The sequence below is a fragment of the Corynebacterium wankanglinii genome, assembly GCF_013601005.1.
In the GTDB taxonomy this organism is placed as follows: Bacteria; Actinomycetota; Actinomycetes; order Mycobacteriales; family Mycobacteriaceae; genus Corynebacterium; species Corynebacterium wankanglinii.
The window spans coordinates 1-19,673 of sequence record NZ_JABFED010000011.1 but is presented as its reverse complement, the minus strand read 5'-3'; the positions used below and the strand labels follow the sequence as shown (position 1 = coordinate 19,673).

The 19,673-nt window shown below is 62.7% G+C and carries 22 protein-coding genes; 9 read left to right on the top strand and 13 right to left on the bottom strand.

Annotation, left to right across the window (positions count from 1 at the left end):
- Positions 1-542: 542 nt before the first annotated feature.
- The 7 genes from HMA55_RS11190 to HMA55_RS11385 form a co-directional block, all read right to left on the bottom strand.
- A complete protein-coding gene (locus tag HMA55_RS11190) occupies positions 543-1,091 on the bottom strand; it encodes a hypothetical protein (protein ID WP_181193121.1) in 549 nt (182 codons plus the stop codon).
- An 892-nt stretch (positions 1,092-1,983) separates the two neighbouring features.
- Positions 1,984-2,757 (bottom strand): AAA family ATPase, encoded by a 774-nt coding sequence (locus HMA55_RS11185; RefSeq protein WP_235961989.1) that lies wholly within the window; start codon positions 2,755-2,757, stop codon positions 1,984-1,986.
- A gap of 78 nt (positions 2,758-2,835) precedes the next feature.
- Positions 2,836-3,471 (bottom strand): type IIL restriction-modification enzyme MmeI, encoded by a 636-nt coding sequence (locus HMA55_RS11180; RefSeq protein WP_181193120.1) that lies wholly within the window; start codon positions 3,469-3,471, stop codon positions 2,836-2,838.
- A 139-nt stretch (positions 3,472-3,610) separates the two neighbouring features.
- Positions 3,611-3,853 (bottom strand): toxin, encoded by a 243-nt coding sequence (locus HMA55_RS11175; protein WP_181193119.1) that lies wholly within the window; start codon positions 3,851-3,853, stop codon positions 3,611-3,613.
- Entirely contained in the window at positions 3,850-4,095 is a 246-nt protein-coding gene (locus HMA55_RS11170) for a ribbon-helix-helix domain-containing protein (RefSeq protein WP_181193118.1), read from the bottom strand. The genes HMA55_RS11175 and HMA55_RS11170 overlap by 4 nt, the downstream gene beginning before the upstream one ends.
- Positions 4,096-4,266: 171 nt before the next feature.
- A complete protein-coding gene (locus HMA55_RS11390) occupies positions 4,267-4,917 on the bottom strand; it encodes a hypothetical protein (RefSeq protein ID WP_235961987.1) in 651 nt (216 codons plus the stop codon).
- On the bottom strand, positions 4,806-5,228 hold the full coding sequence (locus HMA55_RS11385; RefSeq protein WP_235961991.1) for a replication initiation protein: 423 nt from the start codon (positions 5,226-5,228) through the stop codon (positions 4,806-4,808). The genes HMA55_RS11390 and HMA55_RS11385 overlap by 112 nt, the downstream gene beginning before the upstream one ends.
- A 158-nt stretch (positions 5,229-5,386) precedes the next feature.
- Between HMA55_RS11385 and HMA55_RS11380 the strand changes: the two genes are divergently transcribed.
- Both HMA55_RS11380 and HMA55_RS11160 read left to right on the top strand, forming a co-directional pair.
- Entirely contained in the window at positions 5,387-5,572 is a 186-nt protein-coding gene (locus HMA55_RS11380; protein WP_235961985.1) for a hypothetical protein, read from the top strand.
- A 43-nt stretch (positions 5,573-5,615) separates the two neighbouring features.
- On the top strand, positions 5,616-7,676 hold the full coding sequence (locus tag HMA55_RS11160; protein ID WP_181193117.1) for a RecQ family ATP-dependent DNA helicase: 2,061 nt from the start codon (positions 5,616-5,618) through the stop codon (positions 7,674-7,676).
- On the opposite strand, the gene HMA55_RS11155 is transcribed toward HMA55_RS11160, so the two are convergent.
- Positions 7,647-8,054 carry a hypothetical protein gene (locus HMA55_RS11155; RefSeq protein WP_181193116.1) on the bottom strand — a complete coding sequence of 136 codons (408 nt, stop codon included), beginning with the start codon at positions 8,052-8,054 and terminating at the stop codon, positions 7,647-7,649. The genes HMA55_RS11160 and HMA55_RS11155 overlap by 30 nt on opposite strands.
- Before the next feature lie 383 nt (positions 8,055-8,437).
- Here HMA55_RS11155 and dnaB point away from each other — a divergent pair, with 383 nt between their 5' ends.
- Together dnaB and HMA55_RS11145 are read left to right on the top strand one after the other, a co-directional pair.
- Positions 8,438-9,943: a replicative DNA helicase gene (gene dnaB / locus HMA55_RS11150; protein WP_181193115.1), complete on the top strand. Its 1,506-nt coding sequence runs from the start codon at positions 8,438-8,440 to the stop codon at positions 9,941-9,943.
- A 132-nt stretch (positions 9,944-10,075) separates the two neighbouring features.
- Complete coding sequence (locus HMA55_RS11145) at positions 10,076-10,264, top strand: hypothetical protein (RefSeq protein ID WP_181193114.1); 189 nt, start codon at positions 10,076-10,078, stop codon at positions 10,262-10,264.
- Between the two features lie 18 nt (positions 10,265-10,282).
- On the opposite strand, the gene HMA55_RS11140 is transcribed toward HMA55_RS11145, so the two are convergent.
- From HMA55_RS11140 to HMA55_RS11125, 4 genes are read right to left on the bottom strand one after another with little or no spacing between them, the layout of a single operon-like run.
- Positions 10,283-11,644: an MFS transporter gene (locus tag HMA55_RS11140; RefSeq protein ID WP_181193113.1), complete on the bottom strand. Its 1,362-nt coding sequence runs from the start codon at positions 11,642-11,644 to the stop codon at positions 10,283-10,285.
- Between the two features lie 22 nt (positions 11,645-11,666).
- Complete coding sequence (locus tag HMA55_RS11135) at positions 11,667-13,925, bottom strand: heavy metal translocating P-type ATPase (RefSeq protein ID WP_181193112.1); 2,259 nt, start codon at positions 13,923-13,925, stop codon at positions 11,667-11,669.
- 20 nt (positions 13,926-13,945) lie between these two features.
- On the bottom strand, positions 13,946-14,146 hold the full coding sequence (locus HMA55_RS11130; protein ID WP_181193111.1) for a heavy-metal-associated domain-containing protein: 201 nt from the start codon (positions 14,144-14,146) through the stop codon (positions 13,946-13,948).
- 50 nt (positions 14,147-14,196) lie between these two features.
- Entirely contained in the window at positions 14,197-14,397 is a 201-nt protein-coding gene (locus HMA55_RS11125) for a transporter (protein WP_181193110.1), read from the bottom strand.
- Positions 14,398-14,523: 126 nt separating this feature from the next.
- Here HMA55_RS11125 and trxA point away from each other — a divergent pair, with 126 nt between their 5' ends.
- Positions 14,524-14,895 carry a thioredoxin gene (gene trxA, locus HMA55_RS11120; RefSeq protein ID WP_181193109.1) on the top strand — a complete coding sequence of 124 codons (372 nt, stop codon included), beginning with the start codon at positions 14,524-14,526 and terminating at the stop codon, positions 14,893-14,895.
- A gap of 89 nt (positions 14,896-14,984) precedes the next feature.
- Complete coding sequence (locus HMA55_RS11115) at positions 14,985-15,809, top strand: PspA/IM30 family protein (RefSeq protein ID WP_181193108.1); 825 nt, start codon at positions 14,985-14,987, stop codon at positions 15,807-15,809.
- Positions 15,810-15,867: 58 nt separating this feature from the next.
- Here the strand turns inward: HMA55_RS11115 and HMA55_RS11110 are convergent, their stop codons facing one another.
- Complete coding sequence (locus HMA55_RS11110; protein WP_181193107.1) at positions 15,868-17,178, bottom strand: NYN domain-containing protein; 1,311 nt, start codon at positions 17,176-17,178, stop codon at positions 15,868-15,870.
- A 183-nt stretch (positions 17,179-17,361) separates the two neighbouring features.
- Between HMA55_RS11110 and HMA55_RS11105 the strand changes: the two genes are divergently transcribed.
- From HMA55_RS11105 to HMA55_RS11095, 3 genes are read left to right on the top strand one after another with little or no spacing between them, the layout of a single operon-like run.
- Positions 17,362-17,736, top strand: a complete 375-nt coding sequence (locus HMA55_RS11105) for a GntR family transcriptional regulator (RefSeq protein ID WP_181193106.1) — start codon at positions 17,362-17,364, stop codon at positions 17,734-17,736.
- Entirely contained in the window at positions 17,733-18,491 is a 759-nt protein-coding gene (locus tag HMA55_RS11100; protein ID WP_181193105.1) for an ATP-binding cassette domain-containing protein, read from the top strand. Before HMA55_RS11105 ends, HMA55_RS11100 begins: the two co-directional genes overlap by 4 nt.
- On the top strand, positions 18,491-19,489 hold the full coding sequence (locus HMA55_RS11095; RefSeq protein WP_181193104.1) for a hypothetical protein: 999 nt from the start codon (positions 18,491-18,493) through the stop codon (positions 19,487-19,489). The genes HMA55_RS11100 and HMA55_RS11095 overlap by 1 nt, the downstream gene beginning before the upstream one ends.
- Positions 19,490-19,673: the final 184 nt, after the last annotated feature.

Genomic DNA, 19,673 nt, shown 5'->3' with positions numbered 1-19,673 from the left:
GGACCAAACATGAGACTGGAAGCTAACCAGTAACACACAAAGCGCCTGAGCAGGGACCCGCTACCGGATCCCCACTCAAGCGCTACCACAAACTCACCACACCGCTTCCATTTCGATCTTCTAAACAGCACGCCCCGCTCGGTCATCATTTCCTCCAGATCGCGGTAGCTCACCTCGTAGCGGCAGTATCACCGCACTGCCGCTACGGGGTCTCTAAACGGCAGGCTTTGCAGTGAAGGATTTTGTGAACCATCACCTGGATCGGAAGACCTTGCCCTTCGCTCGCGGGGGTGGCGGCATAGCTCTCGGAAGCACGTGGGTTTAGGGGGAGGCAGCGGTGAAGCTGCGCCGTATGGGCTTGTATATCTACAAGCGGCAGGTACCCCTTGCAAAAGTGAGGGAGGCGCTCCGGTGGGGTGCCACCCTCACTTTTACTGTGCGGTTTACTTGGTCAGTTCACCGTGGGCCTGCTCGTACTGGGCGAGTGGGTTGTTGCTTACTGTAATGAGGTCTTTTTCGGATTGCCGGTTGCAAGCGGAGCGCTAATCGATATGGCAATCGGATGGTCGGCTACTGGCGGGACCATGCTTGAAGTCATCTAGCGACACTTCGTCTAAGGTTTCCGGCCCGTGTGTTCCGGGAATGTAGTTTTGGACGAGTAGAGATCCGCGTGGATGATTGTCCAGGGTTTCCAGTGTCAGGCCGTTCAGTGGCGGCACGAAGCGCAGCTCATTAGTTTTTCCCTTGTAGGTTAGGGGCCGAACCCAAAACTTCCGCTGTGGATCATTCATAATGGAATTGAGTACCGGCGGTTCGTGTTCCGATGAGTGGGGAAGTGTCACGACGACATAGCCGCTTTGCGGAGTGTCGAGACTGACTTGCTCGCCCAGAGGCGGTGCGCCGGCTTTATCAGTGAGTATCTGAAGCTCCACGGATTCAACGGCGATGTCGCAGGCGATCATGTGTACGGAGATGTCACCGGATTCTGAAAGTGAAATAGCTGTGTTGCCCGAAGGTTGCGTCTCAGCCATCTCGTCCCAACCGGCAAAAACTCCGCATCCGGACAACGGAAAAACTGCCAGAATCCCCACGGATACCACCGTTGTTCTGCGAAACCTGCGGGTTTTGACCCTGTCTACATTGCTTCTCGACACTAGTTCTTGATCCTCTGGTAAGTATGCATGACCGTGTATGCGGAATCCACGAACCCTGAAAATGCTGCCGCCGCAACAACTTTAGACTTCAGGATATAAATCCTTATCCAAAACGAAGGGAACCACTCGGATGACAGCCCGACCACAACGCCTTCGCACGTAAGTTGCAGTACAACTGCAATATTTTAAAAATTACCCCCCTTCATAGGGGGCATCCCTTCAGATCACCCGACCCCAGAAGGAAACCCGACGTTAGCAAACAGAAAAAGCTTACGAAGATAGCTGAGGTGGCCAAGTTGGTTCGAGCTATCCATACAGGCGAAACAAAACCTGAGACAGTTTAAGCAAAGTTCCCCCATAATTAGGAACAAGCAAGAGCGTTTCTAACAAGCCAACCCACACACAAAATTGAGCAAAGACCTTTAAGCCGCTTACACAAATCCTCGTGGCGGCACCGCGCTTGCATTTTCACGCCCACGTGCTTCCGACAATGGTGTTACCCTTCGTGGACGGAGGGTGATGTCCTCCGATCCATGGTCGAAGACTTATGGGGGTCTTCGATTTGGGGAAGACGCAAGCCGACTTCCTTTCACACATAGCGCTGAGCGTCTTCCCCACTCCTTTCCTTAGTTGGCACAAAGAGGCCTCGTACTGTTACCGGGTGCTAACACCACATAGCCTATGCCTGCATATGCTGCTATACGCTAGTGGCGGTTAGCGTATGCTTGATTTTTCATTAGTCCTGGCTACCGAGGTTTTCGCTGAGAGTGGCGCCATGCCGGTGGCGTCTCGGTAGTGTGGTGTCTACCGGTACCAATCGGTGTCCCCACTACCGTTTTGTATCTCCCTGCGTCTCGAAATGACATTCACCGTCATGACTTTGAAGTCTCTGCACGATATGGGTATCCGTTCCGAGCACGCCTACACAGCTGGTTTCGGTTCCACTCGATACCGCACTGTTAGAGGTAAGAGCATTGGTGAGCTGTTCAGAAAGGTCAGAAAGAGTCGTGCGTTCTTGCGACCAATCCGCTGCTCGCAGAGTTCGACCAATTAAAGATGTAGCCGTGTAGGCGATATGTTCGCTGGGGTCACGCCCTGCCGGAAGATAGTGCACTTCAATGTATCCCCGGTCGTAACGGGACATGTCGGCACAAACTGTCGGTTCCCCCGATTCATCTATCTGACGTACATACTCGATCCTTTCTTCGACAACCCCGTCTAAAGCCAGCTTGGCTGTTAGTCTCACACGCACTTTCGGCACCCCAGCAACACTCTCAATCATCATGTGGTGGAAGTTGGGCGGAATGGATGCGTGGTAACCCTCAGAATCTATCTCTGGGAACTCAATGTCGACTTCAATCCAGAGGACTGGTTCCTCCTCCTGGAGCTCGGTCAGACTGCGGTCCACAGGGACATGAAAATCACTGATACGAACCGTTCGCTGAGCCGCAACCGGGCTAAACATGCGCGATAGCGCCTCGAGGACCGCTGTTTTCCCTGCGCCGTTTGGCCCCAGAACATAGGTCATATCGGTGAGATTAAGGATGGTGGGCGCAGGTCCGAAGCATTGAAAATTGCTAATCCGCAAAGTAGTGAACTTCATATTTTCCTTTCGTCTATCTTGGCGAGAGGAAATCACCTTCAGCTTTCGGCCAGCTTTCCCTCTAGGCTGAATTATTCACTAAAGCATGGGTGCGGCGTCGGCCACGTTCTCATCCACGTCGTCGCCTGCCATTGCGGTGAACAGGTTCGCCATGATCTTTGACGCCTTAATGGAGGCGGCCTGCTCCTCCTTGCGGGTCATGGACTCGTCGTACCCGGCGAGAAATTTCAGCTCGTCCACATGATCGGTCACCTCCCCGAGGGGGAAGGTGACGTCGAAGCGCTGCTCCGGGGCACCCAAACGGATCAGACGGAAGGTCTCGAAGTCGGAGGCGATGATGTAGCGGGGTTGCTCCGTCGCGGAGACGGACCCGCCCTGGAGGTAATCGCGAGCCTGATCGACCGCGAGCTGGAGGTCGACACCCGGTTTCTTCGCTTCGCCAATCACCACGGAGGGCCAGAACAGGTCGATGTAGCCGGTATTACCCGTCGAGGCGCGGCGCGCGTCCTGCTCAAAGAGGTCCATGCGCGCGGCGCTCACACCGAAGCAGGCGAGGAAGTCCGCCCAGAAGGACTGGGCGTACTTCTTCTCGATCGCCCCTTGGTGGGCCTCAGTCCAGCTATCTAGGCGTTCGCGCCAGTGCAGCTTGAACTTGTCGAGGTTGTGCCGCATTTCGGAGCGGTCGAGACGCTGGGGGGGGGCAGGAGTAGTCACCGTCCCACCATATCCAGCGCCACCACGCCCGGAGTCGAAATCCGCCAGCGGTCGCGGTTCCGCGAAAAGCGGCTTGTTCTGCCGGGTGACGACTGACCTCTAAGGGCGCTCCTTAGGCAACCGCCGACTCACCGAGCGGTTACCTAAGGAGATCGACGTATTTCAACCGCGCCTTCATTGCGTGAATCAGTAATTCGTCCCCGTCGGAGGCGACAACCACGACAGTTTCCAAAAGTCGGGCGTGGGTGTCGAACCCGAGGCGCAGTTCACGCCATTGCGCAGGATCATCGTCAAGGGGTGCAACCCATGTCGGAAATGAAGCGGCATGGATACCGTCTTCCTCACTGATGCCGTGCTTGGTGGCAGATGCCGCCACCCTCATGCCGCAGTAATAGCGGTGATCGCCTGACGCATCATCTCTGAACGCGACAGATGCTTTTCAGCGGCGATCCTGTCGAGTGACTCCAACTCCTCCGGGGTGAGACGAACCGTAACCACCTGGGAAGCTTCAGCACCACGACCCGGACGCCCCCGCCCGCGCTTCTTCAGCGCATCGACGTCATAGCCATCCTCCGCCTCGGCAACCCAGGCGTTCAGCTGCTTCTCGGTAATATTAACAGGCATGCAATTATCGTATTACGGAATTGGGGGCATGTCGAGCATCTCACCCAATCGCTTAGAAGAAGTTTCCGGCAACACCCCTATAACCCGTTACTGTCTCACCGAGAAAGAAAACAGCATCACACTGCCCAGGGACAGGGGAACCGTATATTGCTTACGGCTCCGCTATTTAAATTACTTCTTAGCGGGCCGCCCTCGCTTTCGAGAGATGCCTAGTTCTTTCCGTAGCTCATTGACTCTCCTCACTGAGAGGCCCAATTCGTTTGCTACCTCTACGCTCGCGGGGTCATAACCTTCCCGCTTGCGTGAAGACACGTAAGCGAGAACACGGCCCTTGTTTTCGTCTGTACTAAAGCTTCGCTTCATATTGGCGGTTTTAAGTTCGGCTAGTGCGCCCTTCGCATAGTCACTTTCCCGATCCGACCATCGCTGTGCGGCTTTTTGGCCGCCTCTGCGGCCCATGGTGGCTAGGGCCTTGCGTTGGCTTGTGGTGGCGTAGCGGGCGGTCGGTGTGCTGTAGGAGTCGGTCTTGCCCTGGGTGACGTAGCCGCGCACCCGGCGGGCCATGGTCTGGCGGTCCCGCATCGGGGGCATCTCCTGTGCCCTGCCGTCGGCGCCTTCGCGCTGGGCGATGTTGTAGGCGCGCTCGTAGGCGTCGATGATTGCGGCATCGGTCATCCGCTCCCCCGCCGCGCGCAGGCGGTGGGCGGTCTTCAGGGCGTGGCGAAAGGCTGTCTCGTCGCGGGCGGCGCGTCCCGGGTTGATCCAGCGCACCAGCACCCCGTCGATGAGATCCGGGTTGTAGCGGTCAGTCTCCTCGCCCATCTCGACTTCGATCTCGTCGGCGATCGCGCGAAACGCCTGGGCCTGCTCGCGGCGTGCCTTGACCGTCTCGATGAGCTCACAGCCACTGGAGAACTCCTGGCGGGCGAGACGTGCTGGGGCTCGTCGGCTACCTCGCGCACCTTACTGATGAAGTCGGACAACCGGTCAATACGGTGACGCTGCCGGTACCAGATATAGCGATCCGGGTTCTCGCCCGTGTAGAAGGGGCTGCGGCTGAACCGGTGGGTGAAGTTCGGGTCGTGGTCCAAAAACCCGCCCAGGGTCCTGCTGGTCGCCGCGAGAAGCGCCATGTTGGGCGATTTGCCGTCCTTGTCGGCGTAGACGGGGTGATCAGCCACAGGCACTGCGCTTTGCCGCTTAAGCGGTTTATGCCCACCCAGGCCGGCCCGACACTGCGGGCGACGAGCTGGAGGAGTTTGCCCCGTAACTCCTCGGCCAGGTTGATCGGGTGGCCTCCCTGACTGCCGGGCTGGGGGTCCCGGGCGCGGAGATAATAGAGATCAGCGAGCACGGCATGGAGCGCCGCCTGATGGTGGAGGACACCCTCGCGTTTCGGGCGATGCGCGTCTTTTTGGAGGATCCGCACGGGATCGCGGAGTACATGGCGGACTGGGCGGAAGGGGAGCTGGAGTAGCGTTCGAACGTCCGTGTCGGGGTGGTGATATACGGTGTGCGCCATGACAGCGACACGCGAACACGCGGACGAACTCCTCCGGGGCATTGCAGGCCCTAACGCAGCCCTGCGTGACGACCAGTGGACAGCGATCGATTCCCTGGTCAACCAGTGCAAACGCATGCTCGTGGTGCAGCGCACTGGGTGGGGGAAATCGGCGGTGTACTTCATCGCCGCAAAGCTGCTGCGCGAGGCGGGGGAGGGGCCGTCGATCATCGTCTCGCCGCTGCTCGCGCTCATGCGCAACCAAGTTGAGGCGGCCGCCCGCGCCGGGATCCGCGCCGCCACGATCAACTCGGCGAACATGACGCAGTGGGAGGAGATCCAGGCACACAGCGGCGAACTGGACTTGTTGCTGATCAGCCCCGAGCGCCTCAACGCGCCGGACTTCCGCGAGGACGTGCTGCCGCAGCTGGCGCAATCCGTCGGCATGCTCGTGGTGGATGAGGCGCACTGCATCTCCGACTGGGGGCACGATTTCAGGCCGGATTACCGCCGCATTGCCCTGCTTATCGACGACCTCCGGCCGCACACCCCCGTCCTCGCCACCACCGCAACAGCGAACGACCGCGTGGTGGCGGACGTGGTCGCACAGCTGGGGGAGGGCACCGGTGTGCTGCGCGGTGGGCTGGACCGAGAGTCCCTGTCGCTGAACGTCGTGCAGCTCAAAGACCCGACGCAGCGCGCCGCCTGGATCGCCCAGTACCTGTCGCAAGTGGAAGGCTCCGGCATCATCTACTGCCTCACCGTGGCTGCAGCGCACGACCTGGCCGAAGCGCTGGAGGCCGCCGGGTGGAACGTGGCTGCCTACACCGGCCGCACGGAGGCGGAGGAGCGGGAACGCCTCGAGCAGGTGCTGATCCGCAACGAGCTGAAGGCCCTGGTGGCCACCTCCGCGCTCGGCATGGGCTTTGACAAGCCCGATCTGGGGTTCGTCGTGCACCTCGGTGCGCCGTCGTCACCGGTGAGCTACTACCAGCAGGTCGGCCGCGCCGGGCGCGCCACCGACCACGCCGAAGTGGTACTCCTGCCTGGTCCGGAGGATGAGCGCGTGTGGGACTACTTTGCCTCGGTATCAATGCCGGAGGAGCCTGTGGTGCAGCAGCTTCTGGGCGCGCTGGGGGAGGAGCCGGTGTCCACCCCGAAGTTAGAAAACGCGGTGGACCTGTCTCGCACGCGCATTGAACAGGCGCTGAAGGTCCTGGGCGTCGATGGTGCGGTGCGCCGCGTCAAAGGCGGCTGGGTGAGCACCGGCGAGCCCTGGGGCTACGACCACGAGCGTTACGACGGCCTGGCGGACGCCCGCGGGCACGAGCAAGACCTCATGTTGGCCTACGAGGCCACGGAAACCTGCCGCATGGTGTTTTTGCGCCGTGAGCTGGATGATCCCACGATTGGGGACGGGGAGCGCTGCGGGCGCTGCGACAACTGCACCGGCAACCACCTGTCCGTGGAAGTGGACCAGGCGTTGGCGGAGCGCATCGACGCACGCCTGAAGGCCCCTGGCGTTCCGCTGAGCCAGCGCAAAATGTGGCCTACCGGCTCGGCCCGCCGGGGCAAGATCAAAGGCGTGCTGGGAGGCAAGGCGCTGGGCCGGCTCAACGACGTCGCCCGCGGGCCGGCGCTGGCCGCCCTGTTGCGCGACAGCGCCTACCGCCCCGCGGACAATTGGCGCGACGACCAGTGGCTCACCCGCTGCGTGGCGGTGCTGGCGGACTGGGACTGGGACACCCGCCCCGCCGCGGTGGTAGCGCTCGGGTCGGCGGACCCGGGGCGTACCGAGATGGTCGCTTCCACCGCGCAAGCGTTGGCGCGGGTCGGGCAGATGGCCTTCGGCGGCGTGGTGCAGGCCGGCGGAGCCGAGGTGGAGGCGCGTAACTCCGCGTTCCGCGTCAACGCGCTAGACCGCTACTTCGACTACACAGGAGTGAGCGTGGACGCTGGCCCGGTACTGCTGCTAGCCGGGGAAGTCGACTCCGGGTGGTCTGCCACCGTCGCCGCAGCCGACATCGCCGAGCGCTTCGGCGTGGAGGTGCTACCGCTGGCGTTCGCCTCGCGCGCGTGATGTCTGCGCCACGGCGGCTCCGAGCAGGGTAAGCAAGCCGATGGGGATTAGCAGCAGGAACAGGTTGATGATGGGCAGTGACGTCCCCGCTTGGTACTCCTCCCAGGAGGACAGGGCGATGGAGCCGAAACCCAAGGCAAGGCAAGCGGTGGCGATCCACACCGCCGTGGTGGTGCGTCGGTGGTGCCGGGCCGCGCGGGTGTAGGCCGTCGCCCAGCCGATAGCGCCGGCGGCGGTCAATACCGCGACTCCGACGGCAACGAGGCGGGTCGCGGCGAAATCGAGCCTGTCGCCCGCGAGCTGCACTCCGGCGAGGGACGCGCTCGGTAAGGCCAGCGCGAATGCGAGGGAGGACCAGAGCATTGTGCGAGGGGACATGCGAGCAACCGTACAGAAGTCACCTGAACGCACCCTGACACAGTGCTTTTGGGAGTGTGGATAAATGTTGAGACATACATCCTGCGTAAGGCGGAAATTGTCCACTCGAGTGAACAAAACGCCGTTGTCAAACCCTGTGGTCAGCGGAGTTATCCACCATTAACGTCACTCGCGCTAAACGTGAAAATATACAGGTTGAGCACGTGAAATAGAGGGGTTTCCTGGGCTTGGGAAAGGTGAATCCACACGAATTCCACACCGCAAACACCACCCCTGTGGAAAACTCACCCGCACATTCCCCAATTGTCCACACGCCCTGTGGATAACTCGGTGTGCGGTTTGCATTGCGGGGTAGTGTCATACACACAGCGAAAGGGGAGCACATGGGCGCAAACGACAGCTTCGAGGATTACGTACCGCCGCCGGAGCCGGCCACGGACTACGGGGACTTCAGCGACTCGGACTTCGATGCTTTCCGGGACAACAACGGGGGATCCACTCGTCGCAACTCCAACGGGGGAGGCAACAAGTACTCCAACTTCAACCGCGGCAACAACGAGCTGCAGGAGTACCGCACCCCACCCCACGACGAGCTCGCCGAGAGGTCCGTTATCGGCGCGATGCTGCTCAACCCGGACGTCATCTTGGACGTGGCGGAGGGCCTGCGCCCGGACGACTTCTACTTCCCCGCGCACCAGCTGATCTACCAGGCCGTGTTGGACCTGTTCGCCCAGGGCAGCAACGTCGACGTGCTTATCGTCGCCGGACGCCTCGACCGCATCAACGCGCTCGAGCGCATCGGCGGTGCCCCCTACCTGCACACCCTGATCTCCGAGGTCCCCACCGCGGCAAATGCGCGCTACTACGCGGAGATCGTGGAGGAGAAGTCCATCCTGCGCCAGCTGGTTAACGCCGGAACACAGGTGGTGCAGCTCGGCTACGAAGGTGAGGAGGGCATGGAGGTTGACGCGATCGTCGACCATGCCCAGCAGAAAGTCTTCGCCATCACCCGCAATCAGTCGGGAGAGGACTACCGGCCCCTCTCTGACCTGCTCAAACCCACCATCGACGAGCTGACCATGATCGCCTCCGGCGGCGCGCTCGAGGCGGGTGTGCCCACCGGCTTCATCGACTTGGACAAGCTGACTAACGGCTTGCACGCCGGCCAGATGGTCATCATCGCGGCCCGTCCCGGCGTGGGTAAGTCCACCCTGGCATTGGACTTCATGCGTTCCTGCTCCATCCACCAGGGCAAGACGTCCGTCATCTTCTCGCTGGAGATGAGCGCCTCCGAGATCATCATGCGCATGCTCTCGGCGGAGACGGAGATCAAACTGTCGTCCATGCGCTCCGGGCAGATGGAGGAACGGGACTGGGAAAAACTCACCCAGCGCCTCACCGAGATCCAGGACGCGCCGCTGTTTATCGACGATTCCCCCAACCTCACCATGATGGAAATCCGCTCGAAGGCCCGCCGCCTCAAACAGCAGCACGGCCTGGACTTGGTGGTGGTGGATTACCTGCAGCTGATGAGCTCCGGTAAGAAGGTGGAATCCCGCCAGCAGGAGGTCTCGGAATTTTCCCGCCACCTCAAGCTGCTTGCCAAGGAGCTCGAGGTCCCCGTCATCGCCATCTCGCAGCTCAACCGTGGCCCGGAGGCCCGTACGGACAAGCGGCCGCAGCTGGCAGACCTGCGCGAATCCGGCTCGCTGGAGCAGGACGCCGACATGGTGTTTTTGCTCTACCGCCCGGACTCACAGGACCGCGACGACGAGCGCGCCGGCGAGGCCGACATCATCGTGGCGAAGCACCGCGGCGGCCCGATCGACACCATCCCGGTGGCCCACCAGCTGCACTACTCCCGCTTCGTCAACATGGCGCACGGCTAGTGCGGGTGCTCCCCGGGGGCGGAGCACGGTTTGCATGCCCTTCGCAGAGTTAGGCATGCCTTTCCAACGGTGACACGCTGCGTGAACGCGTTTAAGATCCAAAGCCACAGTCCGCGAACAAAGGAGACAGCCATGACCGTGCGTTCAATCAACGGCCCTGCCGCGTGCGCCGCAACGGTGGCCAAGCTGGACCCGAGCATCACCGTGGCGAAGACTGGCAAGGACACGCTCCTGCTCAACCTCCCGCGCAGTATCGAGGAGATAGAGAAAGCAACAGCCGACAACTCCTTGCGGGCGCGCTTGTCGCGCTTGTTTGCTTAACGACGTCACGTTCCGCCTTCACGCAATCGCCACGCCCCGCTGCTCGGGCAGCGTAAACGCGGCCAGGCAGGCCAACGCGAACGCGGCCGCGAAGACCCCGAACACCGCCGTCGAGCCGCCGAACGCCAACACTGGCGGGACGGTGAGCGGCGCGAGAATAGAACCGATACGGCCGAATGCCGCGCCCGCGCCCGTGCCGGTAGCGCGGATTGAGGTGGGGTAGAGCTCCGGGCCGATGGCGTAGAGCGCGCCCCATGCGCCCAGGTTGAAAAAGCTCAGCAGGCAGCCGGCCGCAATGATCTGCCACTCCGCGCTGGCCATACCGTAAGCGAAAGCAGCGACGGCCGAACCCGCGAGGAAGGCCGCAAGCGTGATGCGTCGGCCCCAGACCTCGATGAGCCAGGCGGCGGCGAAGTAGCCAGGCAGCTGTGCGAGGGTGATGATCAGCGTGAAGGTGAACGAGCGAACGAGTGAGAAACCTTGCTCCACCAACAGTGACGGGATCCAGATGAACGCGCCGTAGTAGGACAGGGACACGCAGAACCAGATCGTCCAAAAAGCGACGGTGCGGCGGCGTAGGTCGGGACCCCAAATGCCGCCGTGGACAGTGTCATCGCGGGGCGGCTGGGTGGTGTCGAACCCTGCGTCGACCCCTGCGTCGAACCCGGCCGGATCAGCTTCCGCCTCGAAGGAGCGCACGATATTTTCGGCCTCGTCGTGCCGGCCTTTGGCTTCCAGGAAGCGGACGGACTCCGGCAGGCCCATGCGCACGTAGATGGCGTAGAGGGCGGGCACCGCGCCGAGGGCGAAGCCCCAGCGCCAGCCGCTGTCGCTTTGGGCGACAACAAAGGTGCCGATCACGGCGGCCATGATCCAGCCCACTGCCCAGAACGCCTCCAGCAGCACCACCATCCGGCCGCGTACATTGCGCGGAGAAAACTCGCTGACCAGGGTGGACGCAACCGGCAGCTCGGCGCCTAAGCCCAGGCCCACCAGGAAGCGGAACACCATCAGTGACGCCACCGACCACGCCAGGGCCGACGCACCGGTAGCGAGGCCGTACAGCAGCAGCGTCGCCGCAAATACTTGGCGGCGGCCGATTTTGTCCGCGAGCAGCCCTCCGAGACTGGCCCCGATGGCCATGCCCACGAAGCCCACCGACGCGATCCACCCGGTAGTCGATTTATCCAGGTCCCACTGCACTGCGAGCGCGGCGACGATGAAGGACACCAGCCCGATGTCCATTGCGTCTAGCGCCCAGCCGATGCCGGATCCGACGAGCAGCCGCTTGTGCTTCTCGGTGACGGGAAGCCTATCGAGGCGCTCTGTACGCGATAAGGGGCGCGATAGGGGGCGTGCCTGTTGTTCAGGGGAGGTCATGCCGGGGATTGTAGGCTGGTGCCTACCCCGCGATGGATTTAAATGCGCGCAGGCGAAGCGAGTTGGACACCACGAACACCGAGCTGAACGCCATGGCGATGCCGGCCAGCATCGGGTTCATAAACCCCAACGCCGCAACCGGAATGAGAATCGCGTTGTAGGCGAAGGCCCAGAACAAGTTGCCCTTGATGGTTTTCAAGGTCTTGCGCGACAGCCGGATTGCATCGGCGGCGGAGGTCAGTGAGTTGCGCATCAGGGTGATGTCGGCGGCCTCGATGGCCACGTCGGTGCCGCCGCCCATGGCCAAGCCCAGGTCGGCCTGGGCGAGCGCGGCGGCGTCATTGACTCCGTCGCCGACCATCGCCACGTGCTTGCCCTGCTCCTGCAAGCGCTTGACTACGTCGACCTTGTCCTCGGGCAGGACACCGGCGGTCACGTTCGCGGGGTCGATGCCCACTTCCGCCGCCACGGCCTCGGCTGCGCCCTGGTTGTCGCCGGTGAGCAGGTGCGGGGTCAGCCCCAACTCGCGCAGCTGCGCCACCGCCTCGGCGGAGTCTTCCTTTACCGTGTCGCGCACCGCCACCAGGCCAGCCAGTGCACCGTCGACCTCCACCGCGACGGGGGTGCTACCCGCGCGCTGGGCCTTTTCAAACGCGTCACGCAGCCCGGCCAGATCGACGGTGGGGCGGCCCACGCGGACGGAACGGCCGTCGATAAGCGCAGACGCACCCTGGCCCACCTCGTTCTGGAAATTCTCAAACTCCGGCACGTCCTCCGCGGCGCCCACGATCGCGCGCGCGATCGGGTGCTCGGAGCCAGATTCCACGCCAGCGGCCAGGCGCAGCACCTCGTCCGCTTCGACCCCAGGGGCGGCAACCACATCGGACACACCCATCTGGCCGGAGGTGATCGTGCCGGTTTTATCCATGACCACCGTGTCCACCTGGCGGGTGGATTCGAGCACCTCCGGGCCCTTGATCAACAGCCCCAGCTGTGCGCCGCGGCCGGTGCCCACCAGGATGGCGGTGGGGGTGGCCAGGCCGAGCGCGCAAGGGCAGGCAATGATCAGCACCGCCACCGCGGCGGTGAACGCGTGCGCCGTGCCGTGCCCCACGAGCAGGTGTCCGACCAACGTCACCAGCGCGATTACCACAACTGCGGGCACGAACACCTGGGAGATCCGGTCCACCAGACGTTCGACCGGCGCCTTGCCGGCCTGCGCGTCACGCACGAGCTTGCCCATCTGGGCCAGGGTGGTTTCGGAACCGACCCGGGTGGCCTCCACTACCAAGCGGCCGGAGGTGTTCAACGTCGCGCCGGTGACGGCGGAGCCCTCCTGCACCTCAACCGGCACCGACTCGCCGGTGAGCATGGACTCATCCACCGCAGAGTGCCCGGACACCACGCGCCCATCCGTAGCCACCTTCTCCCCCGGGCGAACGATGAACTGGTCGCCCACTGCCACCTGAGCGATGGGCACGCGAACCTCCCTACCGTCGCGGATGACGGCAGCGTCCTTGGCACCCATGTCCAGCAGCTCCCGCAGCGCTTCGGAGGACTGCCCCTTGGCGCGCGTTTCAAACCAGCGTCCGAGCAGCAGGAAGGTGATCACCACGCAGACGGACTCGAGATAGATCTCGTCCATCCCCGCGTGCGAGGGGAGGATAGACATCTCCATGGTCATTCCTGGCTCGCCCGCGTTGCCGAAGAACAGGGCCCAGACCGACCACAAGTACGCGGCCGTCGTGCCGAGGGTGATCAGCGTGTCCATCGTCATCGCGCCGTGTTTGAGGTTCACCCACGTCGCGCGGTGGAAGACGCTGCCCGCCGCGAAATACACCAGCGTCGCCGCCGCAAACGCCGCCCACTGCCAGTTGGTGAACTGCAGAGACGGGATCATGCTCACCAGCATCACCGGCAGCGACACCAACGCGGACCAAATGGTGGTGCGCTTGAGGTCCTCGGCTTCTGCAAGCCTCGCGTCTTCGAGCTTGTCGCTTGACGACGCCCCTCCGGTGTCCCCCTCATCCCCCAATCCACCCGAGCCGTCGCTCATCGCAAATGCGTCGTACCCCGCCTTGCGCACTTCGTCGATAAGCATCTGCGGGGTAGTGGTGGACGCATCGAAGTCCACGGCCGCCGTCTCCGTGGAAAAGTTCACGGAAGCGTCCACACCGTCGAGCTTGTTTAATTTGCGTTGCACACGCGACGAGCACGACGAACACGTCATCCCCGTCACGCCCAACTCAATGTGTTGCAATGCTGTGGGGGTTTGGGTCATACCCTCACCATAGGCCCGACTTAGGCGAGCGTGTAACCCGCTTCCTTCACCGCGGCTTCGATGTCCTCGGTGGAGTAGCCGTCGCCTTCCACCGTGACCTTGCCAGTGGTGTGGTCCGCGTTCACCGACGTCACGCCTGCAACCTCGGAGATCTCCTCCTGCACGCTCATCTCGCAATGGCCGGAGGTCATACCTTCGACGTCGAACTCACGTTGTGCCATGGTTCTGTCCTTCCTGTGTCGGGAATTGGATCCACGGCCGATGGTAGGCGCTAAACCTCCAACGTGTAGCCGGCGTTTTTCGCCGCCTGCACGATGTCCTCATCAGCGAAGGTGAAACCGACAACGGTGAGCTGGCCCTTATCCAGGTCCAAGTCGATCTCGTGCGTTCCTTTCACCACCGACAGTTCGTCTTTGAGCGAATCGACCGCGACTTCGTCCTTCGGGCCCGAGATCCGGTACGTCTTCGTCATGGCTGCTGCACGCCTCCTGGTCTGGCTCTTCTGCGATTTTCCCCGGCTTGGAATAGCGCGGAGATTGTTAGGGTTGTAGCCGTTGCAATTTCTTAAACAATAACCAAAAGCTTTAAGGAGCGTACCGTGAGCACCATCGATGTAACCGAGGACACGTTCGAGCAGACCGTTACCCAGGACGGCATTGTGTTCGTCGACGCATGGGCGGAATGGTGTGGCCCGTGCAAGCAGTTCGCGCCGACCTACGAGAAGGCGTCTGAAAAGCACGACGATGTCGTGTTTGCCAAGCTCGACACCGAGGCGCACCAGCAGCTCGCCTCCGCGCTGGAGATCCAGGCCATCCCGACCCTCATGGCTTTCCGCGACGGCATCATGGTCTTCCGCAACGCAGGTGCCTTGCCGCCCGCTGCGTTCGACGACTTGATCCAGCAGGTCAAGGGCTTGGACATGGACGACGTCCGCCGCCAGATTGCGGAGCAGAACGCCTCCGAACAGTAGGCTTCCGCCCCAAGCGCCCGCCGGACGGGCGCTTTTTTCATGCGTACACTCGCCTTACGACGAAGCCGCCTCACGGAAGGACAACCCCCATGGCAAACCCGTTTAGCAAGGGCTGGAAGTACCTAATGCAGTCGTTCGACTCTAAGATCGACCAGAACGCGGACCCGAAGGTGCAAATTCAGCAGGCAGTAGACGCGGCGAAAGAGCAACACAAGGCTGTCACCGAGCATGCCGCGAACATTATCGGCAACCGGAACCAGTTGCAGATGAAGATGGAGCGCTTGATCAAGTCCCAGGAGGACTTACAGACCAAGGCCCGCACTGCGATCCAGGCCGCCGACAAAGCGTCCGCCGCCGGCGATGCTGAGAAGGCGCAGCAGTTCAACGGTGCCGCGGAGGCAATTGCGACGCAGCTCGTCGCCGTGGAACAGGAGCTGGAGCAGACGAAGCAGGCCTACGCCGCAGCAGAGCACGCCGCCAAGGAAGCGCAGGCGAAGCAGCAGCAGTCCGAGGCGCACTTGAAAGACCAGCTCGCTCAGGTGTCACAGCTGGAGTCCCAGCTCAACCAGGCACGGATGCAGGAGCAGACGGCCGCGACCATGGATTCCATGAACCAGTTCAATGACCGCGACGTGCCCACCCTTGACGGAGTGCGCGACAAGATCGAGCGCCGCTACGCCAACGCGCTGGGCCAGCAGGAGTTGATGAAGGACTCCATGACGGACCGCATGGCCGAGATCGAGTCCGGCACCTCCGACGTGGCTGCCGCCAGCCGCCTGGACCAGATCCGCGCATCCATGGCTGGCGAGCTCGAGGCCGGCGGCGGTGCCGAGGCCGACGCTGACCGCCAGCTTGAGGCCGGTGCCGACGACATCCTCGCCGACGCAGAAAAGTACGTGAAGGACGAGGACTAACCGCACCTTCGCAGTCGGCTCACAGACGGCCCAGCTCAGGGCCGGGGGTGGCGCTGGGCTACTGGCCCCGCCGGATGTTGATGAGCACGCCGCGGATTCCAGAGTGGAACCCGTCGCGGAGGTTGACGCGCTGCGTCTCGGTCAGGGTGTACTCGTGCAACGTTTCGCAGGCAAACTGCAAAAGCGGCCGGTCGATCTCCGGGGGCAGTCCGCCGCCGGAGAGGAGATGGGCACTATCGCGCTGCTCGCTGGATGCGGCGTTTTCAAACCACCAGGTGGCGTACTGTTGGCCCACGTCGTAGGGGGTTTGGAATCCGGCAGAGGTCCACACCTCCTCGGGCAGTGGCACGTAGCGCGAGCGAAGCTTTCGGCGCGGCGCCATCATGGACGGCTTGGGCGCAGGCTTCGGACCGGGTTTCGGCGCGTCCGAGGTACTGCCAGCGAGAGACGCCGGGGAAGGCGCGTCAGGACGCTTCTGCTCGCTCGAAACGTTGTGGTTGCCCGGCTTGTTGGATTCGTTGTTCGCTTCGACCTGGGCCTCGGACGGCTCATCCAGCTCCGGGGATTCCGGCTGGTGGGTCCGCTGCTGCGCGGTAGGTGTGCCGACGACGTCGGGCTTCTCTGCCGCTTCGGAGGCAGCTGGCTCCGAAGCAGGTGTCTGGGCGGCGTCGTTCGCGGCTTTCGCGTCGCCGACGGTGGTCTCCTCCGCGTCTGGCCGGAGCGGGTCGGGTCCCAACCCGGGGACGGCGGTGGGGCCGTCGGCTTCGTCGAGCGGAGCCGCGTCGCTAAGCGGGCGCTCCCTGATGCTCGGCGGTAGTGGACCCTCGAGGACCTGGAGGCGCATGGCCTCTGCGAAGTCCTCGCGCGGGTCGAGGATGGTGGTGCTGTCGCACGCGTGCCGCAGGGCGGAGGACATGGAGTCCCAGCCGAAGCCGTAGAGGTGCATGCGAGCGCCGCGGCTGGTCACTTCTTCGACGCCGGGGATCATGTCCGCGTCGCCGGAGACCAGCACGAAGTCGGTGAATTTTTCGCTCATGCCGTTAACCACGAGGTCGGCAACGAGGCGGGTGTCCACGCCCTTCTGGGTGCGGCGCTCACCCCATTCGATGAGTTGGCCGGTGCGCAGTTGCACGCCGTCGCAGGTGCGCAGGGCGCGCTGGTAGCGGTGCGGGCCGGAGTCGGGGATGCCGTCGTACCAGAATTGGCGGTGGATGGGTTGGTTGAGTTGGGTCGTGATCATTTTGCCGAGGGTCGCCACAACCTCCGGCAAATCAATTTCTAACTGTGCGCGTGCGCCGATTTCCCACGAGTTGTAAAAGCTCGCAAGCAGGTATGACGTGTCGACGAACACCAGTGTGCGTTCAAGCATGGCTCCTAAATTCCGATTCTTATTCGTTCCTAAGTTGATTTACACGCACCATCTTGCCTGAAAATCCTCAGTCGTTCCACGTCGGCAACGTCACGGTTTGCTGCGAAACTGTTGCGTCTCTGGGCTTGCGGTGATAGTTAGTTAGTTACTCGAGTAACTAACCGATCAACCAAAGGGGAGCGCATGAACACGGATGCCGAGCCGCTCTTCGTGCAGATCGCCAACTTCGTCGCCGACCTCATTGTCGACGGCTCCCTGAAGCCCGGCGAGCAAGCGCCGTCGACAAACCAGCTCGCCCAATTCCACGAGATCAACCCGGCGACGGCACGCAAGGGGCTCGCACTGCTTGCCGACGATCACGTGCTGGAAAAGCGCCGCGGCCTCGGCATGTTCGTCACCGAAGGCGCCCGCGAGCGCATTTTGGCCAAGCGCCGCGACGACTTCGCCGGCGCATTCATCGCCCCCCTCATCGACGAAGCCCTGCACCTGGGCTATACCCGCTCCGACCTCCACGACCTCATCGACCGCGTCGCAGAAAGTAGAGGCATGTACCAATGACCATCCACACCAGCCAGCTAACCCGCGCGTTCGGCACCCAAAACGTCCTCAACGGCGTCGACCTGGACCTGGGCCCCGGTATCCACGGCCTGCTCGGCCGCAACGGCGTGGGCAAATCCACCCTGCTACGCATCATCGCCGGCCAACTCAAACCGACCTCGGGCACCGTCGAGGTGTTTGGTCAGCGCCCCTTCGACAATGCCCGTGTCATGGACCGCACATGCCTGACCGGCGTGGACACGGCGTACCCGGGCAGCTGGTCCGGCGCAGACGTGATCAAAGGCGCCCGCCTTCGCTACCGGCCCTGGGACCAGCAGCTTGCCGACGCCCTGACCGCCGATTTCGCCATGGATCAGGCCCTGGAAACCCGTTACGGGAAGCTTTCGCGCGGCCAGCGCGCGATGGTGGCCATCGTCATCGGCCTGGCCGCCGGCACCGACCTTTTGCTTCTCGACGAGCCGTACGTCGGCCTCGACACTCACAACACCGACGTGTTCTACCGCCACCTGCTCGCGCAGGCCGGCACGGGCCGCACCATCGTTATGGCCACCCACCACATCGAGGACGCGGCGAAGGTGCTGGATACGGCGGTGGTGCTGGGGCGTGAGGGGACCGTCGCTAAGCAATGCGCCCCTGAGGACGCCGACGCCTTCGCGGTGGCCGGCGGCGAGCTTTTGCCTATCGACGACGCAACGCGCCATGCCCGCCCCGCGCGATTCGACGACCTCATCGAGCACTACCTGGAGGTGTACTGATGAACACGACCCTGTTCGGATTCTTCCGCCACCAGTTCACAGCGCGGCCATTGAGCAGGCTGTTCTGGATGGTCCCGGTGGGGGTGATGTTCGCCCTTGGCGCGGCCAACACCGACCAAACGCTGAACGCTGTGCTCGCGCCGTCGCTTGTGACGCTGGTTGTCGTCGGCGCGCTTTCGACTGAGGACACCACCTATGCGGCATACGGCATGCCCCGCGGTTCGAGGCTGCGGCTGACCGCGATGGCCATAGTGCCGGCGGTGATCGTGGGCGTGGGAGTTGCCCTGGCGCTTCGGCCTGATTGGGTCGGAGTGGCGGGTGCGTTGGGGGCTGTCGCGATGGGCCTGACCATGGGTCAGCGCTACGTCACCGGCGAGGTGCCCGGGCCGCGCGAGCGCGTTCGGTCGCGGTTAGGATCGCGCGGCTTCCTCGCGGAACTGGTGTGGAAACCACAGCTGCTGTGGGCGTTGGGTATCGCGGTGGCGCATTGCGTGACGCTGTACCTGGCAAGCTTCATTGGTTCTGAGCCGCTCAGAGAGTGGATCGGGGCTTTGCCGCTGTTGGTTTGGTACGGCGTGTATTGCATGTATGGCTCGGGAATCGCCGGCCCGGACGCGGGCGCCAGCTACGGGGTGCCTCGTCGGCGCTGGCTGGGGGCATCGCTCGCGGCTTCAATTGTGTCGGTGCTGTTCTACGCCGTTGTTGTTGGTGTCGCCTCGGATTTGAGCTGGGCCGCGGTAGTGGTCGGGGCGGCGGGTGGGTTCGCCTGCGCAGTACTGGGCACCGCCATGAAGGCGCGGCGCAGTGAGATTGGGTTATTTCCGGCGATGTTGATGGCCATTCCTATCTCACAAGCGGCGGAAGCGGAAAGCTTCACGGACGGTGAAGCCGTCTACCTCCTTGTAGTCGCGGGAGCACTATCGCTGATCGGTGCTGCACTGCAGGTGGCGTATCTGGGTGGCTATATGAACCCAAAGCGAGCTTTTAAAGACACATAAAAACCTGGATTGTGCTGCGGGTTTGTGTTGTGTGTGGGGTGTGTGTAACTTATATCGAGTCAGCGAGACCGACAACGCCCCGCTGGAGAGCGAGATGATGTTCTCTGGTTTGTGTGGCGGGCAGGAAAACAATCGCTGGTGGATTCCAAAGTCGCTTTGATGCTGGCTCACTGTGTGTGGGTTG